Origin of the sequence: Acidiphilium sp. C61 (assembly GCF_905116885.1) — a bacterium.
GTDB lineage: Bacteria > Pseudomonadota > Alphaproteobacteria > Acetobacterales > Acetobacteraceae > Acidiphilium.
In genome coordinates this window covers 526,680-548,792 of the sequence record NZ_CAJHNI010000005.1, presented here as the reverse complement: position 1 = coordinate 548,792, position 22,113 = coordinate 526,680, and the positions used below count along the sequence as shown (strand labels likewise).

23 protein-coding genes are annotated in these 22,113 nt (G+C 68.5%); 5 read left to right on the top strand and 18 right to left on the bottom strand.

Annotated elements, in window-relative coordinates:
- Positions 1-11: 11 nt before the first annotated feature.
- The 10 genes from nagA to HUW10_RS05325 all read right to left on the bottom strand — a co-directional run bounded on the left by nagA (position 12) and on the right by HUW10_RS05325 (position 8,272).
- On the bottom strand, positions 12-2,063 hold the full coding sequence (nagA, locus tag HUW10_RS05370; protein ID WP_174502569.1) for an N-acetylglucosamine-6-phosphate deacetylase: 2,052 nt from the start codon (positions 2,061-2,063) through the stop codon (positions 12-14).
- Between the two features lie 4 nt (positions 2,064-2,067).
- Positions 2,068-2,451, bottom strand: coding sequence for an HIT domain-containing protein (locus HUW10_RS05365; protein WP_174502568.1), 384 nt, complete (start codon positions 2,449-2,451; stop codon positions 2,068-2,070).
- A complete protein-coding gene (locus HUW10_RS05360; protein WP_174502567.1) occupies positions 2,448-2,993 on the bottom strand; it encodes a phosphoribosyl-ATP diphosphatase in 546 nt (181 codons plus the stop codon). Before HUW10_RS05360 ends, HUW10_RS05365 begins: the two co-directional genes overlap by 4 nt.
- Positions 2,994-3,001: 8 nt before the next feature.
- The gene (gene hisF, locus HUW10_RS05355; protein ID WP_174502566.1) at positions 3,002-3,766 is read right to left on the bottom strand and encodes an imidazole glycerol phosphate synthase subunit HisF; all 765 of its coding nucleotides are present in this window, start codon (positions 3,764-3,766) and stop codon (positions 3,002-3,004) included.
- A complete protein-coding gene (gene hisA, locus HUW10_RS05350) occupies positions 3,760-4,500 on the bottom strand; it encodes a 1-(5-phosphoribosyl)-5-[(5-phosphoribosylamino)methylideneamino]imidazole-4-carboxamide isomerase (protein ID WP_174502565.1) in 741 nt (246 codons plus the stop codon). The genes hisF and hisA overlap by 7 nt, the downstream gene beginning before the upstream one ends.
- Before the next feature lies 1 nt (position 4,501).
- Entirely contained in the window at positions 4,502-5,062 is a 561-nt protein-coding gene (locus HUW10_RS05345) for a GNAT family N-acetyltransferase (RefSeq protein ID WP_174502564.1), read from the bottom strand.
- Positions 5,059-5,694, bottom strand: a complete 636-nt coding sequence (hisH, locus tag HUW10_RS05340; protein ID WP_174502563.1) for an imidazole glycerol phosphate synthase subunit HisH — start codon at positions 5,692-5,694, stop codon at positions 5,059-5,061. The genes HUW10_RS05345 and hisH overlap by 4 nt, the downstream gene beginning before the upstream one ends.
- On the bottom strand, positions 5,691-6,281 hold the full coding sequence (hisB, locus tag HUW10_RS05335) for an imidazoleglycerol-phosphate dehydratase HisB (RefSeq protein ID WP_174502562.1): 591 nt from the start codon (positions 6,279-6,281) through the stop codon (positions 5,691-5,693). Before hisB ends, hisH begins: the two co-directional genes overlap by 4 nt.
- A 59-nt stretch (positions 6,282-6,340) precedes the next feature.
- Positions 6,341-7,738, bottom strand: coding sequence for an MFS transporter (locus HUW10_RS05330; protein ID WP_174502561.1), 1,398 nt, complete (start codon positions 7,736-7,738; stop codon positions 6,341-6,343).
- A gap of 96 nt (positions 7,739-7,834) precedes the next feature.
- Entirely contained in the window at positions 7,835-8,272 is a 438-nt protein-coding gene (locus HUW10_RS05325; RefSeq protein ID WP_174502560.1) for a phosphate-starvation-inducible PsiE family protein, read from the bottom strand.
- A gap of 135 nt (positions 8,273-8,407) precedes the next feature.
- On the opposite strand from HUW10_RS05325, the gene hslV reads away from it, so the two are divergent.
- Both hslV and hslU read left to right on the top strand, forming a co-directional pair.
- A complete protein-coding gene (hslV, locus tag HUW10_RS05320) occupies positions 8,408-8,959 on the top strand; it encodes an ATP-dependent protease subunit HslV (RefSeq protein ID WP_371808616.1) in 552 nt (183 codons plus the stop codon).
- Positions 8,959-10,275 carry an ATP-dependent protease ATPase subunit HslU gene (gene hslU / locus HUW10_RS05315; RefSeq protein ID WP_174504749.1) on the top strand — a complete coding sequence of 439 codons (1,317 nt, stop codon included), beginning with the start codon at positions 8,959-8,961 and terminating at the stop codon, positions 10,273-10,275. Before hslV ends, hslU begins: the two co-directional genes overlap by 1 nt.
- Before the next feature lie 89 nt (positions 10,276-10,364).
- On the opposite strand, the gene HUW10_RS05310 is transcribed toward hslU, so the two are convergent.
- The 4 genes from HUW10_RS05310 to HUW10_RS05295 all read right to left on the bottom strand — a co-directional run bounded on the left by HUW10_RS05310 (position 10,365) and on the right by HUW10_RS05295 (position 14,999).
- Positions 10,365-10,709 (bottom strand): SHOCT domain-containing protein, encoded by a 345-nt coding sequence (locus HUW10_RS05310; RefSeq protein WP_174502558.1) that lies wholly within the window; start codon positions 10,707-10,709, stop codon positions 10,365-10,367.
- A gap of 238 nt (positions 10,710-10,947) precedes the next feature.
- Complete coding sequence (locus HUW10_RS05305; protein WP_174502557.1) at positions 10,948-12,369, bottom strand: amidase family protein; 1,422 nt, start codon at positions 12,367-12,369, stop codon at positions 10,948-10,950.
- A 25-nt stretch (positions 12,370-12,394) separates the two neighbouring features.
- Positions 12,395-13,678, bottom strand: a complete 1,284-nt coding sequence (locus tag HUW10_RS05300) for an ArgE/DapE family deacylase (protein WP_174502556.1) — start codon at positions 13,676-13,678, stop codon at positions 12,395-12,397.
- A 70-nt stretch (positions 13,679-13,748) separates the two neighbouring features.
- The gene (locus HUW10_RS05295) at positions 13,749-14,999 is read right to left on the bottom strand and encodes an NRAMP family divalent metal transporter (RefSeq protein WP_174502555.1); all 1,251 of its coding nucleotides are present in this window, start codon (positions 14,997-14,999) and stop codon (positions 13,749-13,751) included.
- 157 nt (positions 15,000-15,156) lie between these two features.
- Here HUW10_RS05295 and cysS point away from each other — a divergent pair, with 157 nt between their 5' ends.
- The 3 genes from cysS (at position 15,157) to HUW10_RS05280 (ending at position 17,891) form a co-directional block, all read left to right on the top strand.
- Complete coding sequence (gene cysS, locus HUW10_RS05290; protein ID WP_174502554.1) at positions 15,157-16,506, top strand: cysteine--tRNA ligase; 1,350 nt, start codon at positions 15,157-15,159, stop codon at positions 16,504-16,506.
- Positions 16,503-17,273 (top strand): RNA methyltransferase, encoded by a 771-nt coding sequence (locus tag HUW10_RS05285; RefSeq protein ID WP_174502553.1) that lies wholly within the window; start codon positions 16,503-16,505, stop codon positions 17,271-17,273. The genes cysS and HUW10_RS05285 overlap by 4 nt, the downstream gene beginning before the upstream one ends.
- 69 nt (positions 17,274-17,342) lie before the next feature.
- Entirely contained in the window at positions 17,343-17,891 is a 549-nt protein-coding gene (locus tag HUW10_RS05280) for a bacterioferritin (protein WP_236656224.1), read from the top strand.
- A 143-nt stretch (positions 17,892-18,034) separates the two neighbouring features.
- On the opposite strand, the gene HUW10_RS05275 is transcribed toward HUW10_RS05280, so the two are convergent.
- Genes HUW10_RS05275 through HUW10_RS05260 form a run of 4 tightly spaced genes read right to left on the bottom strand, consistent with a single transcriptional unit; the run spans position 18,035 to position 22,110 of the window.
- Positions 18,035-18,538 carry an NADH-quinone oxidoreductase subunit B family protein gene (locus HUW10_RS05275; RefSeq protein ID WP_174502551.1) on the bottom strand — a complete coding sequence of 168 codons (504 nt, stop codon included), beginning with the start codon at positions 18,536-18,538 and terminating at the stop codon, positions 18,035-18,037.
- Positions 18,538-20,022: an NADH-quinone oxidoreductase subunit C gene (locus HUW10_RS05270; protein ID WP_174502550.1), complete on the bottom strand. Its 1,485-nt coding sequence runs from the start codon at positions 20,020-20,022 to the stop codon at positions 18,538-18,540. Before HUW10_RS05270 ends, HUW10_RS05275 begins: the two co-directional genes overlap by 1 nt.
- Positions 19,985-21,433 (bottom strand): hydrogenase 4 subunit F, encoded by a 1,449-nt coding sequence (locus tag HUW10_RS05265; RefSeq protein ID WP_174502549.1) that lies wholly within the window; start codon positions 21,431-21,433, stop codon positions 19,985-19,987. Before HUW10_RS05265 ends, HUW10_RS05270 begins: the two co-directional genes overlap by 38 nt.
- A complete protein-coding gene (locus HUW10_RS05260) occupies positions 21,430-22,110 on the bottom strand; it encodes a hydrogenase-4 component E (RefSeq protein WP_174504748.1) in 681 nt (226 codons plus the stop codon). The genes HUW10_RS05265 and HUW10_RS05260 overlap by 4 nt, the downstream gene beginning before the upstream one ends.
- Between the last annotated feature and the right edge of the window lie 3 nt (positions 22,111-22,113).

Here is a 22,113-nt window from a genome sequence, read left to right as displayed (position 1 = left end):
TGCGGGAGGGACTATGCCCTTTCCAGAGCGGCGCGCAATCGTCCGCCCGCCTTGCCGAGCCTCAGCCGTGCCTCGGTCGTGCCGATTCGCAACACCAGCATGACGATGGCTGTTTTTACTTCGTAACCGCTTGTTTCGAGTGCATCTTTCGCATCGGCCTCGGGCGCGCCGGCAATCGCGGCGACGATGCGGATGGCGCGGGCGCGCAGCTTCGCGTTGGTGGCGCGGAGATCGACCATATAGGGGCCGAACGTCTTGCCGAGACGCATCATCACCGTGGTGGAGAGCGCGTTGAGCGCGAGTTTCTGGCTGGTGCCGGCAGAAAGCCGGGTCGAGCCGGCGAGCACTTCGGCACCCGTCGCGATCACCACCGCGATGTCGGCCGAAGCGGCGAGCGGACCATCGGCATTGACGATCGCCCCGGTCAGCAGGCCGCGCGCGGCGGCGGCGCGCAGCGCGCCGAGGGTGAACGGCGTCCGCCCGGAGGCGGCGATGCCGACGAGACCATCCGCCGGGCCCGCCTTGTGCTCATCGAGCAAGGCGGCGGCGGCATCCTCATCGTCTTCGGCGCCCTCGACCGCGCCGGTTACCGCCGCGCCGCCGCCGGCGATCAGGGGAATGATCACCCCGTCCGGCAGCGAGAAGGTCGGCCCGCATTCCACCGCATCGAGCACCGCGAGGCGGCCGGAGGTTCCGGCACCGGCATAGAACAGCCGCCCACCGGCTTCGAGCCGCGCCGTCACGCCCTCCGCCAGGCGGGCGAGGGCGGGGATCGCGCGTTTCACCGCCGCCGCCGCTCCCTGTTCCTGATCCAGCAACGCGCCCATGATCGTGGCGCTGTCCGCGCGGTCGAGCTCGTCGATATCGCGGCGGATCGTCTCCGTCGCCGGCATGGCGGGGGCGTGGCGCGCCGGGACGGGCAGGGGATGCAGCGCCGTGCCGCCGATCCAGGCATTGCGGATCTCGAATCGATCGTCGAACCAGACGAGATCGGCCAGGCACCCGGCGGCGAGCCGTCCCCGATCGGTCAGGCCGAGGGCTGCGGCGGGGGCTTCGGTCACCGCGGACAGCGCGGAAGCAGGCGCGATGCCGGCGCCGATCAGGCGGCGCAGCCCTTCATCGAGCGTGATCGTCGCACCGGTGAGCGATCCGTCCGGCCGCCGTGCGGCGCCGTCCCGCGCCTGCGCGGAATCGCCGCCGAAGCGTGTCATGCTGCCCTCGGGCAGGCCGGCGAGGCTGACCGAATCGGTCACCGCCACTGCCCGCGCCCCTGCGGCGGCGAAGCCGAAGCGCAGCGCCAGCGCATCCGCATGCACGCCATCGGCAATGAAACACGCATGCACCCGCGGATCGGCGAGGGCGACGCCGATCAGCCCCGGATCGCGATGATGAAACGGCCGCATCGCGGTGAACACATGCGTCACCAGCCGGGCGCCGGCCTCGATCGCGGCCTGCGCGTCTGCCGCGTCGGCGTCGCTATGGCCCAGCGCGACCGCCACGCCGGCGCCCGTCAGCCGCCGCACTGCCGCAAGCCCGCCCGGCCGTTCCGGCGCGAGGGTGACGAGCTTCAGCGTGGCGGTGAGATCGGGGTCGGCCAGAAGCTCGTCCAGCGCTGCGCCGGTCGGATCGCGCAGCCACTCCGCGCGGTGGGCGCCGCGCCGGTCGGGTGCGAGGAACGGGCCTTCGAGATGCAGGCCCGGCATCCGCGCGACCGTCTCGCCCGCCATCGCCGCCATCGCTGCGCGCAGGCGCCGCGCAGCACCGTGCAGGGCGGCGAACGGCGCAGTGATGACGGTTGGCGCAAAACTGGTGACGCCGCGGGCGGCGAGGGCCCGGCAGAGATGGCGGAACCCGTCGGTATCCGCCTCGGCGCAATCGATGCCGAAGGCGCCGTTATTGTGCAGGTCGATCAGGCCGGGGGCGAGGATGCCGCCTTCGAGTCGCAGGTCCGGGTTCGCCGGATCGTAATCGAGCACTGCCGTGATCCGCCCGTTCTCGATCACGAGTGCGCCGGGGCCGGTGATCGCCCCGTCGCGGAACAGGCGGTCCGCCGCGATCAGCATCGGCTCAGCGGACGAGCATCGGCCCCAGAGGACGGCCGGCAAAGACATGCACGTGCAGATGCGGCACTTCCTGATGGCTGTCCGGCCCCATATTGGCGAGCAGCCGGTAGCCGGTCCCTTCCGCGCCGATCTGCCGCGCAACCTCGCCCACCGCGCGCACGAAGCCGGCGATCTCGGCATCGCTGGCGGCGGCCGAGAAATCGGCGAAGGAGACGTATTTCCCCTTCGGGATCACCAGCACATGCTGCGGCGCCTGGGGGTTGATGTCGTGAAAGGCGAGGGCGAATTCGGTCTCGAACACCTTGCGGCAGGGGATCTCGCCGCGCAGGATCCTGGCGAAGACGTTCTGCTCGTCATAGGGCGGTTTGCCGCTCACACCTGGTTTCATGGAATTTTCCTTGTTTCCGCGATCGACAGCAGCATCGGGCGGGACGCTTTTTCAGCGATCCCGGAAATGCCTTCCCGGCGCTGGAGTTCCAGCCAGACATCCTCCGGCCGCAGCCCCGCCGCCACCCACATCACCAGCAGGTGATACAGCACGTCCGCGCTCTCGGCGATCAGCGCCGCACGGTTGCCGGAGACGGCCTCGATCAGGCACTCGACCGATTCCTCGCCGAATTTCTGCGCCACCTTGTTGATCCCGCGCGACAGCAGCCGGGCCGAATGGCTGACCAGCGGATCGGCCGATTTGCGGGCGATAATCGTGGACCACAACCGGTCGAGAACCTGCGCGTTGGGGGCGGCTGGGTTCAGCGGCGGCACCGGCGGATGGGTCGCGACCGCGCGTGCCCCGGGCTTGGCCCCGGGCTTGGCCTTCGGCTTGGCCTTTGGCTTGGCCTTTGGCTTGGCCTTTGGCTTGGCGGCGGCCTTGCCGTCGGCCTTCTTCGCCTTGGTGTCGGGCAGGGTGGATTTCACGGGTTTCTTGGGCATGGGAACCTCTAGCGCGGGTCGACCGGACGAACCGGCAGGCCGGCGGCGGCAAGAGCGGCCTTCACCTCGGCGATGGTGAACTGGCCGAAATGGAACACGCTGGCGGCGAGCAGGCCGGTCGCACCCGCCGCCGCACCCTCGACGAAATGCGCGAGCGTGCCGACGCCGCCCGAGGCGATCACGGGGATATTGACCCGCGTGGTCACGGCGCGCAGCAGGTCGAGATCGAAGCCGAGACCCGTGCCGTCGCGGTCCATCGAGGTCAGCAGGATCTCGCCCGCCCCGCGCGCGGCCATCTCGGCGCACCAGCCCACCGCGTCGATCCCGGTGCCGCGCCGCCCGCCATGGGTGAACACCTCCCAGCCCTCGCCGCCGCGCCGTGCATCGACCGCGACGACAACGCACTGGCTGCCGAATTTCCGCGCCGCCTCGTTGATGAAATCGGGGCGGGAAATGGCGGCCGAATTGATGCTGCACTTGTCCGCACCGGCCAGCAGCAGGCGGCGCATGTCATCCGTGCTGCGGATGCCGCCGCCCACGGTCAGCGGCAGGAACACTCTGGCTGCGGTGCGGCCGACCACGTCGATGATCGTGTCGCGGTTCTCGTGGCTCGCGGTGATGTCGAGAAAGGTGAGTTCGTCGGCGCCCGCGCGGTCATAGACCACGGCCTGCTCCACCGGGTCGCCGGCATCGCGCAGCGAGACGAAGTTCACCCCCTTGACCACGCGCCCGTCCTTGACGTCGAGGCAGGGAATGACTCGCAGCTTCAGCATGCGGCGGCCTCCGCCAGCGCTTCCCGCGGGTCGATCCGGCCATCGTAGAGGGCGCGGCCGATGATCGTGCCGGCAAGGTTCGGCGTGCGTGCGGCGGCGGCGCGCAGGTTGCGGATATCCTCGATGCCGGCCACACCGCCCGAGGCGATCACCGGAATGGCGATGGCGGCGGCGAGGGCCTCGGTGGCGTCGAGATTGAGGCCCTGGAGCATCCCATCGCGCGCGATATCGGTGTGGATGATGGCGGCGATGCCGGCATCCTGCAGCCGCACCGCCATTTCGGTCGCCGGCAGCGCCGAGGTTTCGGCCCAGCCTTCGGTTGCGACCATGCCGTCCCGTGCGTCGATGCCGACGACGATCCGCCCCGGAAAGGCGGCGGCCGCCTCGCGCACCAGGGCAGGGTTCTTCACCGCGGCACTGCCGAGAATGACGCGCGAGATGCCAAGCTCGATCCAGGCGGCGATGCCCGCCATGTCGCGAATGCCGCCGCCGAGTTGGACCGGCATCGACACCGCGGCGAGTATCGCGCGCACCGCCTCGCCATTCACCGGCCGGCCGGCGAAGGCACCGTTCAGGTCGACCACATGCAGTGCCACGAATCCGGCAGCCTCGAAGGCGCGGGCCTGGGCGGAAGGGTCCTCGGCATAGACCGTCGCCTGATCCATCTCGCCGCGGCGCAGCCGCACGCAGGCGCCATCCTTGAGGTCGATCGCCGGGTAGAGGGTCAAAGCCATGTCAGGACGCCTGCAACATCTTGTAGTAGAAATGCCCGCCGATCGTCTGCCCGTCAGTGCGGGCATAGGCCGGGTGGGTGCCCCAGCGGATGAAGCCGACCGCCTCGTAGAGCGCGATGGCGGCGGTCTGGGTCTCGCGGACATCGAGGTTGAGCACCTGATAGCCGAGGGCGCGTGCGCGGTCCTCGACCCGCTGGACGATCAGCCGGGCGAGGCCGTGGCCGCGCGCGTAGGGGGCGACGAAATTATGCGCGAGCGTCGCGCCGAAAGCCTGCGCCTCGTTGTTGCGCGGCGGGCGGACGAGCTGGGCGGCGCCATAGATCACGCCATCCATCCGGCCGACGAACAGCTCCCGCTCCGGCACCATCACCACCCCGCGGAAATACTGTTCGAGTGCCGCGCGACCCGGCGGGCGCAGCCAGCCGAACCCGCCGCCATCGATGATTGCCGCATCGGCCGCCTCGCACAAGGTCTGCATGTCGTCATCGGCGAGCGCGGTCAGGCGGTCCACCTGCATGCTTGAAGGTGGCGGCAGGTCGCAGAGGTCGGATCGGGTCATCATGGTGTCCAGCGCAGGAAATTCCCCAGGATCGTCAGGCCGACCTCCTGGCTTTTCTCAACGTGGAATTGTGTACCCGCCCGGTTCCCGGTTGCAACCATTGCCACGATTTCTTCACCGTACGAGGTGGTGGCGATCACCGCGCTGCGGTCGTCCGTGTGCAGGGCGTAGGAATGCACGAAATAGGCATGATCGCCCGGCACCAGCCCCTCCAGCAACGGATGCGCGCCGGGGGTGAAGGCCAGCTCGTTCCAGCCCATGTGGGGCAGCCGCAGGCCATCGGCGCGAATCTGTGCGATATCGCCGCTGATCCAGCCGAAGCCGGGCGTGATTTCGTGTTCGAGCCCGCGTTCGGCCATCAGCTGCATGCCGACACAGATGCCAAGGAACGGCGCCCCGGCCTCGACCCGGCGATGCATCGCGGCGGCAAGCCCGGGGCGGGCGGCGAGCCCGTGCGCGCAATCGGCGAAGGCGCCCTGTCCGGGCAATACGATGCGGTCGGCACCGGCGACGAATTCGGCATCGTCGGTGATCGAGACGGTCGCGTCGAGCCCGAGCCGGGAGGCGGCGAGCTCAAGCCCGCGCGCCGCCGAGGCGAGATTGCCGCTGCCGTAATCGATGACCGCAATCCTCACAGCACCCCCTTGGTCGAGGGAATTGCGCCGGCCGCGCGCGGATCAGGCTCGACCGCCATGCGCAGCGCCCGCGCCGCGGCCTTGAACGCGGCCTCGGCCACGTGATGCGCGTTGTGCCCGGCGCGGCGGGTCAGATGCAGCGCGAAGCCGGCATTGGCGGTCAGCGCCTGGAAGAATTCCTGCACGAGCTGGGTGTCCATGTCGCCGATCGTCTGCCGCTCGAACGGCACGTCGAACACCAGGAACCCGCGCCCGGAAAGATCGATCGCGGCCTCGCACAGCGCCTCGTCCATCGGAGTTGCGGCAAAGCCGAAGCGGGTGATGCCGCGCTTGTCGCCCAGCGCCTCGCGGAGCGCCTGGCCGAGCACGATGCCGACATCCTCGATCGTATGATGGGCATCGATATGCAGGTCGCCCTCGGCGCGGACGATCAGGTCGAGCATGGCGTGCCGGCCGAGCGCGGTCAGCATGTGATCGAAGAACCCGATTCCGGTGGCGATGTCGGTATTGCCGGCGCCATCGAGGTCGAGCATCAGCTCGATCGAGGTTTCGGATGTGGTGCGCGTGATGCTTGCGGTTCGGCTCATGGGGGCTGGCCTAGCCCAATTTCGCCGGCCCGCCAATCAGCCGGCCGGCGAAACTTCGCTCAGTGGTTGATCTGTTCGAGCGCGAGCCCCCTGGTCGAGGGGCCGAGCCCGATCATCGCGATGCCCACCAGCATGGCGATGCCGATGAATACCGCCACGCCCGGTACGCCATACCGGGCGAGCAGCACGCCGATCGCGAGGCCGGCGAAGGCTGCCGCCAGCCGGCTCCACGAATACACGAAACCGACCGCGCGGGCGCGGATCCGGGTGGGGTACAGCTCCGGCTGGTAGCCGTGATAGGCGAAGGACATCACGTTCGAGGCCAGCGTGAACAGCACGCCGAGGGCGATCAGCACCGGCGGCGCCGAGCTCTGCGCGAACAGGCCGATCACCACCGCCATGATGACGAGCGCGCCGATGATCTGCGTCTTGCGTTCGATCCGGTCGGCAAAGACGGTGCCGAGCAGCGGGCCGAACGGATTGGCGATGGCGATGATGAAGGCATATTCGAGGCTGTGGGTGACGGTGATGCCGCGATGGATCAGCAGCGTCGGCACCCAGGCGGCGAAGCCGTAGAAGCCGATCACCTGCGCCATGTTGAAGACCGACAGGATGATGGTCCGCCGCAGATATTCGGCACCGAAAATCTCCATGATCGACCCCGCGCCGCTCTCTTCCGGTGCGGCGGGCTGCGGCGGCGGCAGGGGCTGGCCGGTTTCGGCGGCCACCCGCCGCTCGAGATCGGCGACGATCGCCTCCGCCTCCGCCATCCGCCCGTGGCGGGCGAGCCAGCGCGGGCTCTCGGGAATGCCCCGCTGCAAGGCAAACACCACTACCGCGCCGACCGAGCCGATCAGGATCAACACCCGCCAGTAGTCCAGCCCGAACGGTTTGCTGCCCTTCATCGCATAGGCCAGGAACGCGATCAGCGGCACCACGAGGAAGGTGATGAACTGGTTGACCGCGAAAGCCTTGCCGCGCTCGCGGCGGGGAATGATCTCGGAGATGAAGGTATCGATGGTGACGAGCTCGACGCCGATGCCGATGCCGGCGATGAAGCGCCAGGCATCGAGCGCGAGGCCACTGGTCTGGAACGCCATGATCGCTGTGCAGACCATGTACCACAGCAGCGCGCCGGTGAAGACCGCGCGGCGGCCGAACCGGTCGGCGACCTGGCCGAACAGCAGCGCGCCGACCCAGAGTCCGGCGAAGGTGGCGAACACGAAGGTGCCGAAGCCGGCGACCTTCAGCACGCTGAGCCCGGAGAGGAAGCCGAGCGATTCGGGCTTGAACAGCCCCTCGCCGACCATGCCGGGCGCGACATAGCCGGTGAAGAACAGGTCATAGAACTCGAAAATGCCGCCCAGCGAGATCAGGACGATGATGGTCCAGACCGCGCGCGACGGCGGCAGGCGGTCGAGGCGGGCGGCGATCGTCGCCGCAGTCCGGCCCTGCATGTGATCCTCCCTGACATGTTTTTTATCGGTAAATGTGGATGTCTCACACTAAGCCGGGGTCCGGAAGCCTGGCAAGCCGGGTCCGATCAGCGCCGCTCAGTCCCGCTGTTCCCGTCGGTCCTGGTCGCGCACCAGCCAGTAGACGATGCCGAGCGACAGGAACGCGACCGAGAGTGCGAGGAGTTGCAGCGCGTTCTCATGCGCGAGATCCATGATGATCAGCTTGCGGACGATCGCGAGCATCCCGATCAGGATAACCACCCGCACGCGCACCGGCCCCTCGTCGCGCTCGCTGGTCACCAGGATCGAGCGCTTGAATTCCAGCGCGATGACGACGGTGAAGATCCCCCCGAACACCGACTGGAACACCGCCGCGTTGGTGGGATCGAAGGTGGTGGCGAGGATGTCGTGCGCGATGTTGACGATGAGATGCACGAGCGCTGCCGTCACCACGATCGCCATCAGCAGCGTCACCGCCTGGACGACGATGAACTCGAAATACTGGTAGGCCCTGCTGCCGAACCGGCGGTCCATCCCGTGGTCTCCCCGAAGCGCGGCGGCAGCATAGCGGCTTTCGCCACCGCTTGCAGCATGAAACGAGGACCGGGGCGCGCGGCCTGCTACCTTCGGCGCCTTGCCCGGCCGTTCGCGCGGTGCCATCTGGAGAGGATGATGAACTCGCATGATCCGGTCGGCTGGCACGGCACGACCATTCTCTGTGTGCAGCGGGACGGGCAGGTGGCCATGGCCGGCGATGGCCAGGTCTCGCTCGGCAACACCGTGGTGAAGGGCAATGCGCGCAAGGTGCGGCGAATCGGCAACGGCAATGTCGTGGCCGGGTTCGCTGGCGCCACGGCCGACGCCTTCACCCTGCTCGAACGGCTGGAGGCGAAGCTGGAGCGCTTCCCCAATCAGCTCGAGCGCGCTTGCGTCGAACTCGCCAAGGACTGGCGGACCGACCGCTATCTCCGGCGGCTGGAGGCGATGATGGCGGTTGCCGACCGCACTCACGCCTACACCCTGACCGGCAATGGCGACGTGCTGGAACCCGAAGACGGCATCATCGCCATCGGCTCCGGCGGCAATTACGCCCTCGCCGCGGCGCGCGCGCTGATCTCGGTGGACGGCATGACCGCCGAGGAGATCGCCAGGCGGGCGATGAAGATCGCCGGCGACATCTGCGTCTACACCAACCATCACGTAACGGTGGAAATCCTGTGATCGACAGCCCGACCTACACGCCGCGCGAAATCGTCTCCGAGCTCGACCGGTTCATCATCGGCCAGCAGGACGCGAAGCGCGCCGTCGCCATCGCCCTGCGCAACCGTTGGCGCCGCCAGCAGCTCCCCGAGGGGCTGCGCGAGGAGGTGGTGCCGAAGAACATCCTGATGATCGGCCCGACCGGCTGCGGCAAGACCGAGATCGCCCGCCGCCTCGCGAAGCTCGCCCAGGCGCCCTTCATCAAGGTCGAGGCGACGAAATTCACCGAGGTGGGCTATGTCGGCCGCGATGTCGAGGGCATCGTGCGCGACCTCGTCGAGGTGTCCCTCACCATGTTGCGCGAGATGAGCCGCAAGGGCGTGCAGGCCCGCGCCGAACTCGCCGCCGAGGACCGGCTGCTCACCGCGCTGGTGGGCGAAGGCGCCTCGTCGGAGACGCGCAATCGCTTCCGCCGCATGCTGCGCGACGGCGAGCTGGAGGACAAGGAAATCGACGTCGATGTCAGCGAGACGCCGCCCAACGTGATCGGCCAGATGGACATGCCGGGCATGCCGCCGGGCGGGGCGATCAACCTTGGCGACATGATGAAGTCGATGTTCGGCCGCCAGCACGGCCGCAAGCGCATGACCGTCGCGGCCGCCCGCGCCGCGCTGGAGCGCGAGGAGGCCGACCGCCTGCTCGACAACGAACAGCTCAACGCCGATGCCCGCCTGCATGCCGAGACCCACGGAATCGTGTTCCTCGACGAGATCGACAAGATCTGTGCGCGTACCGAGAGCGGCTTTCGCGGCGGCGACGTCTCGCGCGAGGGGGTGCAGCGCGACCTGCTGCCGCTGATCGAGGGCACCACGGTCTCGACCAAATACGGCCCGGTGAAGACCGATCACATTCTCTTCATCGCCTCCGGCGCATTCCACGTCGCCAAGCCGTCGGACCTGCTGCCGGAACTGCAGGGGCGGCTGCCGATCCGTGTCGAGCTCGCCTCGCTCTCGCGCGAGGATTTCCGCCGCATCCTGACCGAGCCGGAACATTCCCTGCTCAAGCAGTATGTCGCCCTGCTCAAGACCGAGAATGTCGACCTGCACTTCACCGACGATGCGATCGAGGCGGTGGCAGCGCTCGCCGCCGACATCAACGACCGGGTCGAGAATATCGGCGCGCGGCGCCTGGCCACGGTGCTGGAGCGGCTGCTCGAGGAGATCAGCTTCGCCGCGACCGACCGCGCCGGCGAGACGGTGACGGTCGATGCAGCACTCGTCGAGGACAAGGTTGCCCCGCTCGCCGCCCGCGGCGATCTCGGCCGCTTCATCCTGTAACGGCATCCTGTAACGGCGTGGCCCTCCGGCGGCGCCGGGGGCCAGAGCATCATCCGATCAGATGGGGTCATCTGATCGGATGTCGTGCTCTACTCGCCCAGCAGCCGTCGCCGCGATTCGAATTCGGCGGCGTCCATCTCGCCGCGGGCGAACCGCTCCTTTAGGATGTCGAGCGCCGTGCGCTGCGGCGGATGCGCTGTCCCGTGGCTGAACGTTCCGGCCGAGCGCAGCACCGCCACCGCGACCATCACGATCACGGCGAGCGCGAGGATCATGAAAAAAGGTCCGAGAAACATCGTCGTCCACCCGTCATCCCACCACATCATGCCTGGCCCGTAGCCGAACCCTCCCGGCCCCGGCCCGGCCTGCGCGAAGGCGAGGCCCGGCAGGGCGGCGAGCCCGGCGAGTGCCGCAATCCATTTCAGCCTGTTCATGATCGAGTCTCCTTCGTCCACAGGATCACTAGAGCACGTTCCGATCCATCAGGATCGGATGTCGTGCTCTATCTTGTTGATAACTAGAGCATCTTTATCCGATCAGATGAGTCCATCTGATCGGATGATGCTCTAGCGCAAGACTGCTCGATGGTGCCTGTCTGCGCCTTGATCCATGTGGATATCGCCCGGCGTTTCGCGCAACGCTGGCCGGTGCTGGCCGGGTCGGCCCGGAGGGTCAGCCCGCGCTGCGCGGATCGATGGGCATGACCGGTGCATCGTCCCGTGCGATCGCGGCACCGGCGGCGAGCAGCACGTCCTCGCGGAAGGGGGCTGCGACGAGTTGCACGCCCAGCGGCGCGCGGCCGGCAAACCCGGTCGCGACATTCAGTCCCGGCAGGCCGACCAGGGGCAGCGCGATCTGCGTCGCCTGCGCGTCCCACACACGGCGGAACGAGTCCGGCCCGGCAAGGTCGAGCCCCTCGCGGAAGGGCAGTTCGCCGGAGGTGGGCATCATCAGCACGGGGAAGCGGGCGAGCAGCTGGCGCCAGGCGCGGGCGATGGTGGCGCGACGCTTCAGCGCCAGCGCGACCACGTCGCCCGGCCAGGATTTCGCCTGCGCGCGGAAGGACTCGATCACCGTCATCGCGCCCGGATCGCCCTCCTGCGCGACGGTCGCGGCCAGCGTGTCGAAACCATCGCCGAGCCAGAGCTGGATCTGCACCTCGACCGCCTCGCGCATGTGCGGCAGGTCGTCGATCGTCTCGACCGTCCAGCCCGCACTCTCCAGCGCGCGGCCCGCCGCGATCAGCGCCGCCTCGACCTCGGGGACCACCTTCATCCCGCCTGGGCGCAGGCAGAGTGCCGCCCGCCGCGGCAGATCCGGCCCGTCGAGCGGTGCGGGGCACCACCATGGGTCGCGCGGCCCGTCCGGATCGGCGTCGGGCTGCGCCATCGCCGCGAGGGCCAGCCGCAGATCCGCCATGCTGCGCCCGATCGGGCCCGAGACGGCGGTGATCTGCGCCCCGATGCCGCGCTCGGGCCCCGAGGCGTTGAACGCCGGGACACGGCCAATGCTCGGCCGCAATCCATGCAGGCCGCAGGCATAGGCGGGATAGCGGATCGAGCCGGCAATGTCGGTGCCGTGGGCGAAGGCGCCGATCCCGCTCGCGACCGCCGCCGCCGCCCCGCCGGACGAGCCGCCGGGCGTCAGCGCCGGGTCGTGCGGATTGCGCGTATCGCCGTGCAGCAGGTTGGTCGTGAACCAGCGCATCGAGAAGGCGGGGGTATTGGTGCGGCCGATGATGACCGCCCCCGCGCGTTCGAGATTGTCGACGACCGGGCTGCTGCGCTGCGCGACCAGGTCTTTCTGCAGACGGATTCCGTTGGTGGTGGCGAAGCCTTTCTGGTCGATATTCACCTTCACCGTGACGGGAACGCCTGCAAGCGGGCCGGGATCGTCGCCACGGGCGAGCGCCGCGTCGATCCCGGCCGCGGCGGCCAGCACCTGCTCCGGGCGATGGTCGATCACGGCGTTGATCGCCGGGTTCGCCGCGTCAAGCCGGGCGAGCGCGGCGGCGGCTGCCTCGCGCGCGGAAATCTCGCGCCTTCGGATGCGCGCGGCGAGGTCGGATGCGGTAAGGCGCCAGAGTTCGGTCATTTTTGCTCCTGTTGTCTCCGCCGGTTCAGCCCGGCTCCAATCCGCACCAGGCGGCGACGAACAGCGCGATCGCCTTCGTCACCCGCCGCACCGAGGCGAGGTCCACCGCCTCGTCGATCCCGTGTATCCCGCGCGAGACCGGGCCGTAGCACAGTGCCGGAATCCGATCGTAGAGCGCATGCACCCGCGCATCGAGATAGGCGCCGGTTATCATCGTGCCGAGCGGCGCGCCGGTCGCCATCGCGTGGGCGCCGGCCAGCGCCGCCTCCGCCGCCGATCCCGGCTCCAGCACGTAGCCCTCGGCGAAGAAGCCGTTGAAGCTGACGCGCGGCGGATTGGCGGCGAGCATCGGGTCGGTCGCGGCGAAGGCTGTGATCCGCGCCTCGATTTCGCGCGCGGCATCGCCCGCCCGCGTGCCCGGGTAGAGCGAGATCCGGCAGGAAAGCCGGCATCGGCTCGGCACCGAGGAGGCCCAGTCCCCACCTTCGATCCGGCCGAGATTGAGGTTGATCGGGTGCGGCTCGGCGGCGAAATGCGGATGCGCGTCCTTGCGCGCGTTCCACTCCGCCTCCAGCCCGCGCAGATCGGCGATGATGCGATACGCGGCATCGATCGCGTTCGCCCCCTCCGCCATGGCGCGGACATGCGCCGGCGCGCCGCGCACCTCGATCTCGAACCAGAGCACGCCGACATTCGCGCGCACCAGTCGCTCGTCCTGCGGCTCGGGAATCAGCGCGGCGTCGGCGCGATAGCCGCGCAGATGCGTCATCAGCGCGCCATTGCCGGTCGATTCCTCCTCCACCACCGATTCGACATGCACGGTTCCGGCCGGCTGGACACCGGCGCGGCGCAGCGCATCGAGGGCGAAGATATTGGCGGCGTGGCCGGCCTTCATGTCGGCAGCGCCCCGCCCGTGCATCCAGCCTTCCGCGATCACCGGCTCGAAGGGCGGATGGCGCCACATGTCCGCCGGGCCGGTCGGCACGACATCGACATGCGCCTGCAGGATCAGCGAGCGGCCGGTGTCGCGCCGTGGCCGGTGGGTGCCGATCACGATCGGCGCGTCGGAATGTTCGGCCGAAATCCGCCCAGCACCCTCGTGTCGTGCCAGCGCGTCGCGGTCCATGTTGAAGCGGTCCATCGCATAGCCACGGTCCCGCAGCGCGCGATGGACGAAATCCTGGATCGGCGCCTCGGCGCCGCGGGTGGAGGGAAAGCGCACCAGCGCCTGGGTGAAGGCGAGTTGCTCCTCGAACCCGGCATCCACGGCGCTCATCACCCTTGCCGCCAGATCCGGATCCAGTGTCATTGAGCCCCCCGTTCTTCTGGGCCCGATTTGAGGAGCCGGGGCTTCCCCTGTCAAGGAAGGGCGGGCAGGATCAGAACAGCCCGGCCCCGGACAGCCCGCCATAGACGCCAAGCCCCGCGGTCAGGACCGACATCGCGATCGCGAGCCCGGCATACCAGCCCCGCAGCCGCACCTGCGGCGGCAGCGCCTTGAGGCCGAGCATCACCAGGAAGCCGAGCACCAGCGGCAGCAGCAGCGCGTTCATCACCTCGACGGCGATGTTCAGGATCACGAGATTCGGCACCACGCCGACCAGCACCGCGCCGAGGATCAGGCAGGCGGCATAGACCCCGTAGAACCACCGCGCGCGCAGCGGATGATCCTCCAGCGAGCGGCGATACCCGGCCACCTCGCCAAGCCCCCAGGCCAGCGCAAGCGAGGCGACGATCGCCGCGACCAGCCCGGCGCCAAGCACGCCGGCGCCGAACACGAGCTTGCCCATCGCCACGCCAAGATAGGGGGTGAGGGCGGCGGTGATGTCGCCCACCGTGTTCAGGCTGGCATTGGGGTTGTGCCGGCCGATCGTCGCGGCGGTCGAGATCAGCACCGCCGCCATGACGAGCTGGGTAACGATGGCGCCGATCGCGGTATCCCAGCGCGCATATTTGAAATCCGCCGGCGTCAGCCGCTTATCCGCCACCGCCGATTGCTGGTAGAAGATCATCCACGGCATGATCACGGCGCCGATATTGGCGGCGACGAGGTAGAGATAGCCCGGATCGCCGAGCGCCGGCTGGAAGGTCTGCGCGGCGATCTGCCCCGCATCCGGCCGCGAGACGAAGGCGATGACGAAAAACACCAGCTCGAACAGGCCGAGCCCGATCGCCACCCGCTCGACCCGGCGATAGGAGCCGGTGAACGCGACCACGAGCAGGAACACCACCGAGAGCGTCAGCGTCACCGCGCGGGGGATGCCATACAACTCGCCCACGCCGGCCACACCGGAGAATTCCGACAACAGCGCGCCGATCGTGGCGACCGCGAGGCCCGCGGCCGAAAGCCACGCCCAGCCCTTGCCGAACGTGTCGCGGATCAGCTCGCCATGGCCCTTGCCGGTGAAAATGCCAAGCCGGACGGTAAGCTCCTGCACGACATACAGGATGGGGATCAGGATGAACTGCAGCAGCAGCAGCCGATACCCCCAGGCGACGCCGGATTGCGACGCCGTGATGATGCTGCCCACCTCGGTATCCGCGAGCATGACCACGATGCCGGGGCCGAGCACGGCGAGAAAGGGCAGGCGCGAACGGCGGGAACGCGGTGACACGGCGGTCTGCGACAAGAGCGGTCTCCGGGATAAATTGAGAATGAGAATTATTCTCAATTACTGATCACGATGGATACAGGACCTCTCAGGTCCTGTCAACGAGCGGGCCGTTTCAGCGCTGCCGCCGACGCGCCGGTTGACTTCCGCTTGCCCGGAGAGGAAATCCGCGGCCATGATCCAGATCAAGCTGCACAACACGAAAACACGCCGGCGCGAGCCCTTCGCCCCCGCCGATCCCGCGCATGTGAAGCTCTATGTCTGTGGTCCCACGGTCTATGACCGCGCGCATCTCGGCAATGCGCGCACCGTGGTGGTGTTCGACACGCTGGTCCGGCTGCTGCGCCATCTGTTTCCGCGCGTGACCTATGTGCGGAACATCACCGACATCGACGACAAGATCAACGCCCGCGCCGCCGAGACCGGCGAGTCGATCGGCGAGATCACCGCGCGGACCACGCGCTGGTTCCACGAGGACATTGCCGCGCTCTATTGCGTCCCGCCCGACATCGAGCCGCGCGCCACCGGACATATCGGCGACATCATTGCCCTCATCGAGCGGCTGATCGCCCGCGGCCATGCCTATGCCGCCGAGGGCCATGTCCTGTTCGCCGTCGCGACCGATGCGCAATACGGCAAGTTCTCCGGCCGCTCGCCCGAGGAACTGCTCGCCGGCGCGCGGGTGGATGTCGCCACCTACAAGCGCGATCCGGGCGATTTCGTGCTCTGGAAACCCTCGCCGCCCGACCTGCCGGGCTGGGACAGCCCCTGGGGTCGCGGCCGGCCGGGCTGGCATATCGAATGCTCGGCGATGATCCACGCCACTCTCGGCGAGACCATCGATATCCATGGCGGCGGCGCCGACCTGATCTTTCCGCATCATGAGAACGAGATTGCCCAGTCCTGCTGCGCCTTTCCCGGCTCCGAACTCGCCCGTGTCTGGGTGCATGCCGGCATGTTGCAGGTGAACGGGCAGAAAATGTCGAAATCCCTCGGCAATTTCCGCACCGTGCAGGACGTGCTGGGCGAGGCCCCGGGCGAGGCCGTGCGCTTCCTGCTGCTCAAGACGCAGTATCGCGGCGTGCTCGACTTCTCCGCCGCCGCGCTGGCCGAGGCGAAGCGGGAGCTCGACCGGTTCTACCGCGCGCTGGAAAAACACGCCGACCCCGCGCCCGCCGCCACCCCGCCCGCCGCCTTCATCGAGGCGCTGGCGGATGACCTGAACACGCCCGGCGCCATCGCCGAACTCCACGCTCTGGCCGACGCGGCGATGCAGGGCGATGCCGCCAGCGCCGCCGGCCTGCGCGCCGCCGGCCAAATGATCGGGATTTTCAATCACGCCTCCGGCCATTGGTTCCGCGGCGATGCGACCGACGATGCGCGGATCGACGGGCTGATCGCCGAGCGTCTCGCTGCGCGCAGGAACAAGGATTTCGCTCGCGCCGATGCGATCCGCGCCGAACTCGCCGCCGCCGGCATCCTGCTCGAGGACGGTCCCGGCGGCACCACCTGGCGGCGCGCATGACCGGTCGCGACGAAGGTGCTGATCTCGCACCGATCGACCCGTCCCCGGTCATTATTCTGGTCCGCCCGCAGCTTGCCGAGAATATCGGCTCGGTCGCGCGGGCGATGGGCAATGGCGGGCTGTTCCATCTCCGCCTCGTCGCCCCGCGGGACGGCTGGCCGCAGGACCGGGCGATGCGCACCGCCTCCGGCGCCTACCGCATCCTCGAAGCCGCGACGGTGCATGACACGGTGGCCGATGCGGTGGCCGACCTTCACCGCGTCTTTGCCACCTGTCCGCGCCCGCGCCATATCGTCAAGCCGCTGCTTACCGCCCGTGGTGCCGCCGCCGAACTGCGCGAGATCGGCGCCCGCGACCTCAAATGCGGCATCCTGTTCGGCCCCGAGCGCGCCGGCCTCGACAATGACGACATCGCCTGCGCCGACAGCCTGATCCGCTACCCGCTCAACCCGCGCTTCATGTCCCTCAACCTGGCCCAGGCGGTGATGGTGATGGCCTATGAATGGTGGATTGCCGGCGAGGCCGCCCCGGTCCGCACGCTGCAGACCCACAAGACCCATGTCGCGACCAAGGGCGAGTTGGAAAATTTCCTCACCCACCTGATCGCCGAATGCGACGAGGCCGGCTTCCTGCGCAACGAGCAGAAGCGCCCCGGCATGGTGCGCAACATCCGCCATTTCTTCCAGCGCGGCGAGGTGACGGAACAGGAATTGCGCACGCTGCATGGCATCGTCACCGAACTCGCGCGCGGCCGTCGCGCGCGTTGAGTCGGCGTCGCGATTCTGTCATCATGAGATTGCCGCAGCGAGGCGGCGATCAGCGGAGTGGACAGCGTGATGGACCAGGTCGAACATGCAGCGCCGAACGCTTTTCTCAACGATGTGCGCGCCGTCTCGGCACGGATGCAGGGCGCGTTTCACGAGGAACAGGCGGTGGGTGCCGACCCCGCGCTGATCCTGCTGCAAAGCGCGCTTACGGCCGAAATTCTCTGCATCTGGCGCTACACCATGATGTCGGTCTCGCTTGCCGGGCTGAAACAGCCGCGCATCGGCGTCGAGTTCCAGGAACAGGCAAATGACGAGCGCCGCCACATGCTCGCCATCGCCCAGCGCATCCGCGAACTCGGCGGCACGCCTGATTTCTCCCCGCACGGACTCGAAACCCGTTTCGGCGAATTCGGCACCAGGGCGGATCTCGCCGGCCTCGTCGAACAGAACCTCGCCGCCGAGCGCGAGGTGATCGGCCTCTACCGCCGGATGATCGACCATTTCGAGCCGCACGACCCGGTCACTGCGCTGATGCTCACCAACATCCTCGAAGAGGAAAGCGAGCACGCGACCGACATGCAGGACCTGCTCTCGATCGAGATCGGCGGCCACGGCTGAAGCGCCGGCCGCGCCGCCGGTCCTTTGGCTGCCGGTCCTTTAGAGCATCATCCGATCAGATGGAATCATCTGATCGGATAAAGATGCTCGACTTATCAATATGCTAGAGCACTACATCCGATCCAATCGGATCGGAAAGTGCTCTAGCCGAGCAGGCCGATCAGCCCGCGCAGCAGGGCCGCCGGCGCAGGCGGACAGCCGGGAATCGTGAGCGTGACAGGCAGGACCGCTGCCGTGCCGCCCAGGCAATGCGGGCTTGCCGCGAACACCCCGCCATCGCGCCCGCAATCGCCCACGGCGACCACGAATTTCGGCGCCGGCATCGCCTCGTAGGCGAGCCGGGTCGCGGCACTCATGTTCCGCGTCATCGGGCCGGTCACCAGCAGCACATCCGCATGGCGCGGCGAGGCGACCAGTTTCAACCCGAACCGCTCCAGATCGTACAGCACATTGCCGAGGGCGATGATTTCCAGCTCGCAACCGTTGCACGATCCCGCATCCACCGCGCGGATCGCCAGCGACCGGCCGAGCCGCCGCAGCGCCGCCCGGTCGAGTTCCGCGACCAGCGCGGCGGTTTCGGCATCGCGCGGCGGGGCCGGTTCGGTCAGGGTACCGCGATGGAGGCTTTCGAAAAGCGTTCTGCGCATTACAGGTCGCACCCCGAATAGGCGGCGTTGAAGCTCTTGTTGCAGAGCGGGAAGTCGGCGACGATATTGCCCTCGATTACCGCCTCCAGCGCCGGCCATAGAAACCATGACGGATCGCGCAGGAACGCATCCGCCACCACCGCGCCGCGCAGCCGCACCGCGGCGAAGACATCGCCCCTGAACCCCTCCACCAGTGCGCAGCCGAACGCCTCAGCCTCGCTCTCCGGCAATGGCGCGCGAATGTCGCCGGCCGCCAGATCGCCCATCAGATCGCCGAGCAGATCGCCGATCAGGGCGACGCTGGCGCGGATCTCGGCACTCCGGATCCGCGCCCGCGCATCGACATCGCCAGACGCAAGCACGGGTATGTCAGGCATGCGGCGGTCATAGGGCGGGTAGGGCGCATTGCGCCGGGCGTCGAAATCCTGCCCCGCGGCGCGGCCGACATAGCCGCCGCAGCCGAGGCGGCGGGCAAGATCGGGGGCAAGCCGCCCGGCGCCGACCACCCGGTCCTGCAACGAGGCGGTCTTGCCATAGAGATCGACCAGTCGCTCGAACCGCGCGAGCCAGGACGGCAATTCGGCACGCAGGGAAGCGGCGGAAGCCGGCGCGAGATCGGCGGCAACCCCGCCGGGGACGATCCGGTCCATCATCAGCCGGTGGCCGAAACAGGCCTCGGCCTGGCGCAGGATCGTCTCGCGCAGCGCGCCGGCATGGGCGTTGATCAGCGGGAAACCGGCATCGTTGCAGATCGCCCCGAAATCGCCGGCATGATTGGCGAGGCGTTCGAGCTCCGCCATCACTCCGCGCAATGCCGACGCCCGCCTCGGCACGGCAAGCTCGCGCGCCGCTTCCACCGCGCGGGCAAACGCCCACGCATAGGCGACGGTCGAATCGCCCGAAACCCGCCCGGCGAGACGCGACGCCGCATCCGGTGTCGTCCCCCGCATCAGCCCGAGCGTGCCCTTGTGCGTGTAGCCGAGCCGCGCCTCCAGCCGCACGATCGTCTCGCCGTTCACCGTGAAGCGGAAATGGCCCGGCTCGATCGTCCCGGCATGGATCGGCCCTACCGGTATCCGGTGCAGCCCCTCGCCCTCGGCGGGCAGGAAGGCGAAATCCCGCTCATGGTCGAGCCAGGGGCGCGGATCGGGCAATCCCTCGGCGCGGAGCCCGCTCGCATCCTGCAAGGCCCGCTCCATCAGGATTGCTCCCGGATGATGCCGCCCGATCGACGGATAGGAGCCGTCCTCCGCACGCAGGGCGATCACCGCGAGATCGCCCCCGTCTGCCCGCCGCGTCGCCAGATGAACGCGCGTCCCGGCATCGTCCGGTGCTGCCCAGACCGCGACCAGCACGCGCTGCCCTGCGGCGAGAGCCGCATCCGCTCCCGCGGCGAGAGCCGCACCCGCCGCGCGCCATCCGGCGGCGTCGACCATCACCGGCGCGTCAGCCGAGCAGGGCGGCGGCATGGGCGAACCAATCATAGAGAAATCCCGGCAGCGCGATGCCGACGGCCAGCACGAGGCCGAGATGCAGCAGCAGCGGCATCGCCGCGGCGGAACTCTGTGCATTGCCCGGGCTCGGCGGGCCGAAGCACAGGCCTGTCATCCGCAGCAGCAGCGCGCCGAAGGCAAGCAGGATGCCGAGGCCGAGCAGCACCGCAAGCAGCGGGGCGCGGGCGAAGGTCGAGGTGATCAGCAGGAATTCCGAGGTGAAGATGCCGAAGGGCGGCAGGCCCGCAATCGCCGCGATGCCCGCCACGAGCGTCCAGCCGAGAAAGGGATGGCTCGCCGTCAGCCCGCTGACCTCGGCGATCTTCTGCGTCCCCTTGGCCTGCGCCACATGCCCGACCGCGAAGAAGATCGCCGACTTGGTCAGGCTGTGCATCGCCATCTGCAACAGCCCTGCGAGATTGCCGATCGGCCCGCCAATGCCGAAGGCGAAGGTGATGATGCCCATGTGCTCGATCGAGGAATAGGCGAACAGGCGTTTGATGTCCCGCCGCCGGTAGAGCATGATGGCCGCGAAGAACAGCGTGGCAAGGCCGAACCCCTCCATCAGGGCCCCGGCGGCGACGCTGGCATGGCTCGCCGCAAGCAGGATCTTGAAGCGCAGCAGCGCATAGAGCGCCACGTTCAGCAACAGCCCGGACAGCACGGCCGAAATCGGCGTCGGCCCCTCGGCATGGGCGTCCGGCAGCCAGGCGTGCATCGGCACCAGCCCGGATTTGGTGCCATAGCCGATCAGCAGGAACACGAACCCGACATCGAGCAGCGAGGGGTCGAGTGAGGCGGCATGCCGGAGCAGGCCGGTCCACTGCATTGCCCTCATCCCGCCGCCCAGCGTTGGCTGAGCGGCCAGATAGACCAGGATCGTGCCGAACAGCGCGAGTGCGATGCCGACACTGCCGAGGATGAGATATTTCCATGACGCCTCGATCGCCGCAGGGCTGCGGTAGAGTCCCACCATCATCACCGTCGACAGCGTGGCGAGTTCGACGCCAAACCACATCAGGCCGAGATTGTTGCTGACCAGCGCGAGATTCATCCCGAGCATCATCGCCTGGTACATTGCGTGATAGAGCCGCAGGTGATGCGGCGCGAGGCGGCCGGTGCCGATCTCGTGGCCGATATAGCTCGCGCTGAACAGGCTGGTGGTGAAGCCGACCAGCCCGTTCAGCAGCAGGAAGGCGATGTTCAGCCCATCCACCAGGAACAGCCCGTCCGGTGCCGGCCGGTGGACCAGCAGCACGGCGGCAGCGGCCACCGTCGCGCAACTCGCCATCGCGTTCAGCCGCGCCGCCAGCCGCCAGGAGGATACGGTGGCGAGCAGCAGCATGGCACCCGCCGGAATGGCGAGGGTGGCGATCACCGCGGCAAAGGCAGCGCCCGTCATTGCAACTCTCCCCGGAACGCGTCCAGCGCCGCGCTGTCCACCGTGTCGAACCGCTCGCGGATGCGGAAGAGAAACACGCCGATCACGATGAAGGCGATCAGGATCGAGAAGGCGACGCTGATCTCCACCACCAGCGGCATGCCTTGCGCCCCCGCGGCGGCGAGGATCAGCCCGTTCTCCAGCATCATGAACCCGGCGATCTGGCTCACCGCGTTGCGCCGCGTTACCATCATCAGCATCCCGATCAGGATGACCGACAGCGCAAGTGCGAGATCCTCCCGCGCCAGCGCATCCGCCGCGGCGGCGGTGCGCAGCATCACCAGCAGCGACAGCGCGACCAGCCCGATCCCCGCCAGCATCGTCAGACTGATCCCACCCACCGTCTCGACCTCGCGATGGATGTCGAGCCGCTCGATGATCCGGTGCAGCGCCAGCGGAATCGCCACCGCCTTGAACCCGATCGCGATCGCCGCGGTGATGTAGAGTTCAGGCGCCCCTTGCAGCCAGGCCTGCCAGCCGACCGCGACACCTAGCAGGGCCGCGTGCAGCGCCAGCACGTTGATCAGCGCCGGCAGGCGGTCCTGATACAGCATCATCAGGCTGACCAGCACCAGCCCGCCGGCGAGCACATGGGCAAGGCCGAAGGCGGTGGCGCCAGGGGTGAAGGGGGCCAGCATCAG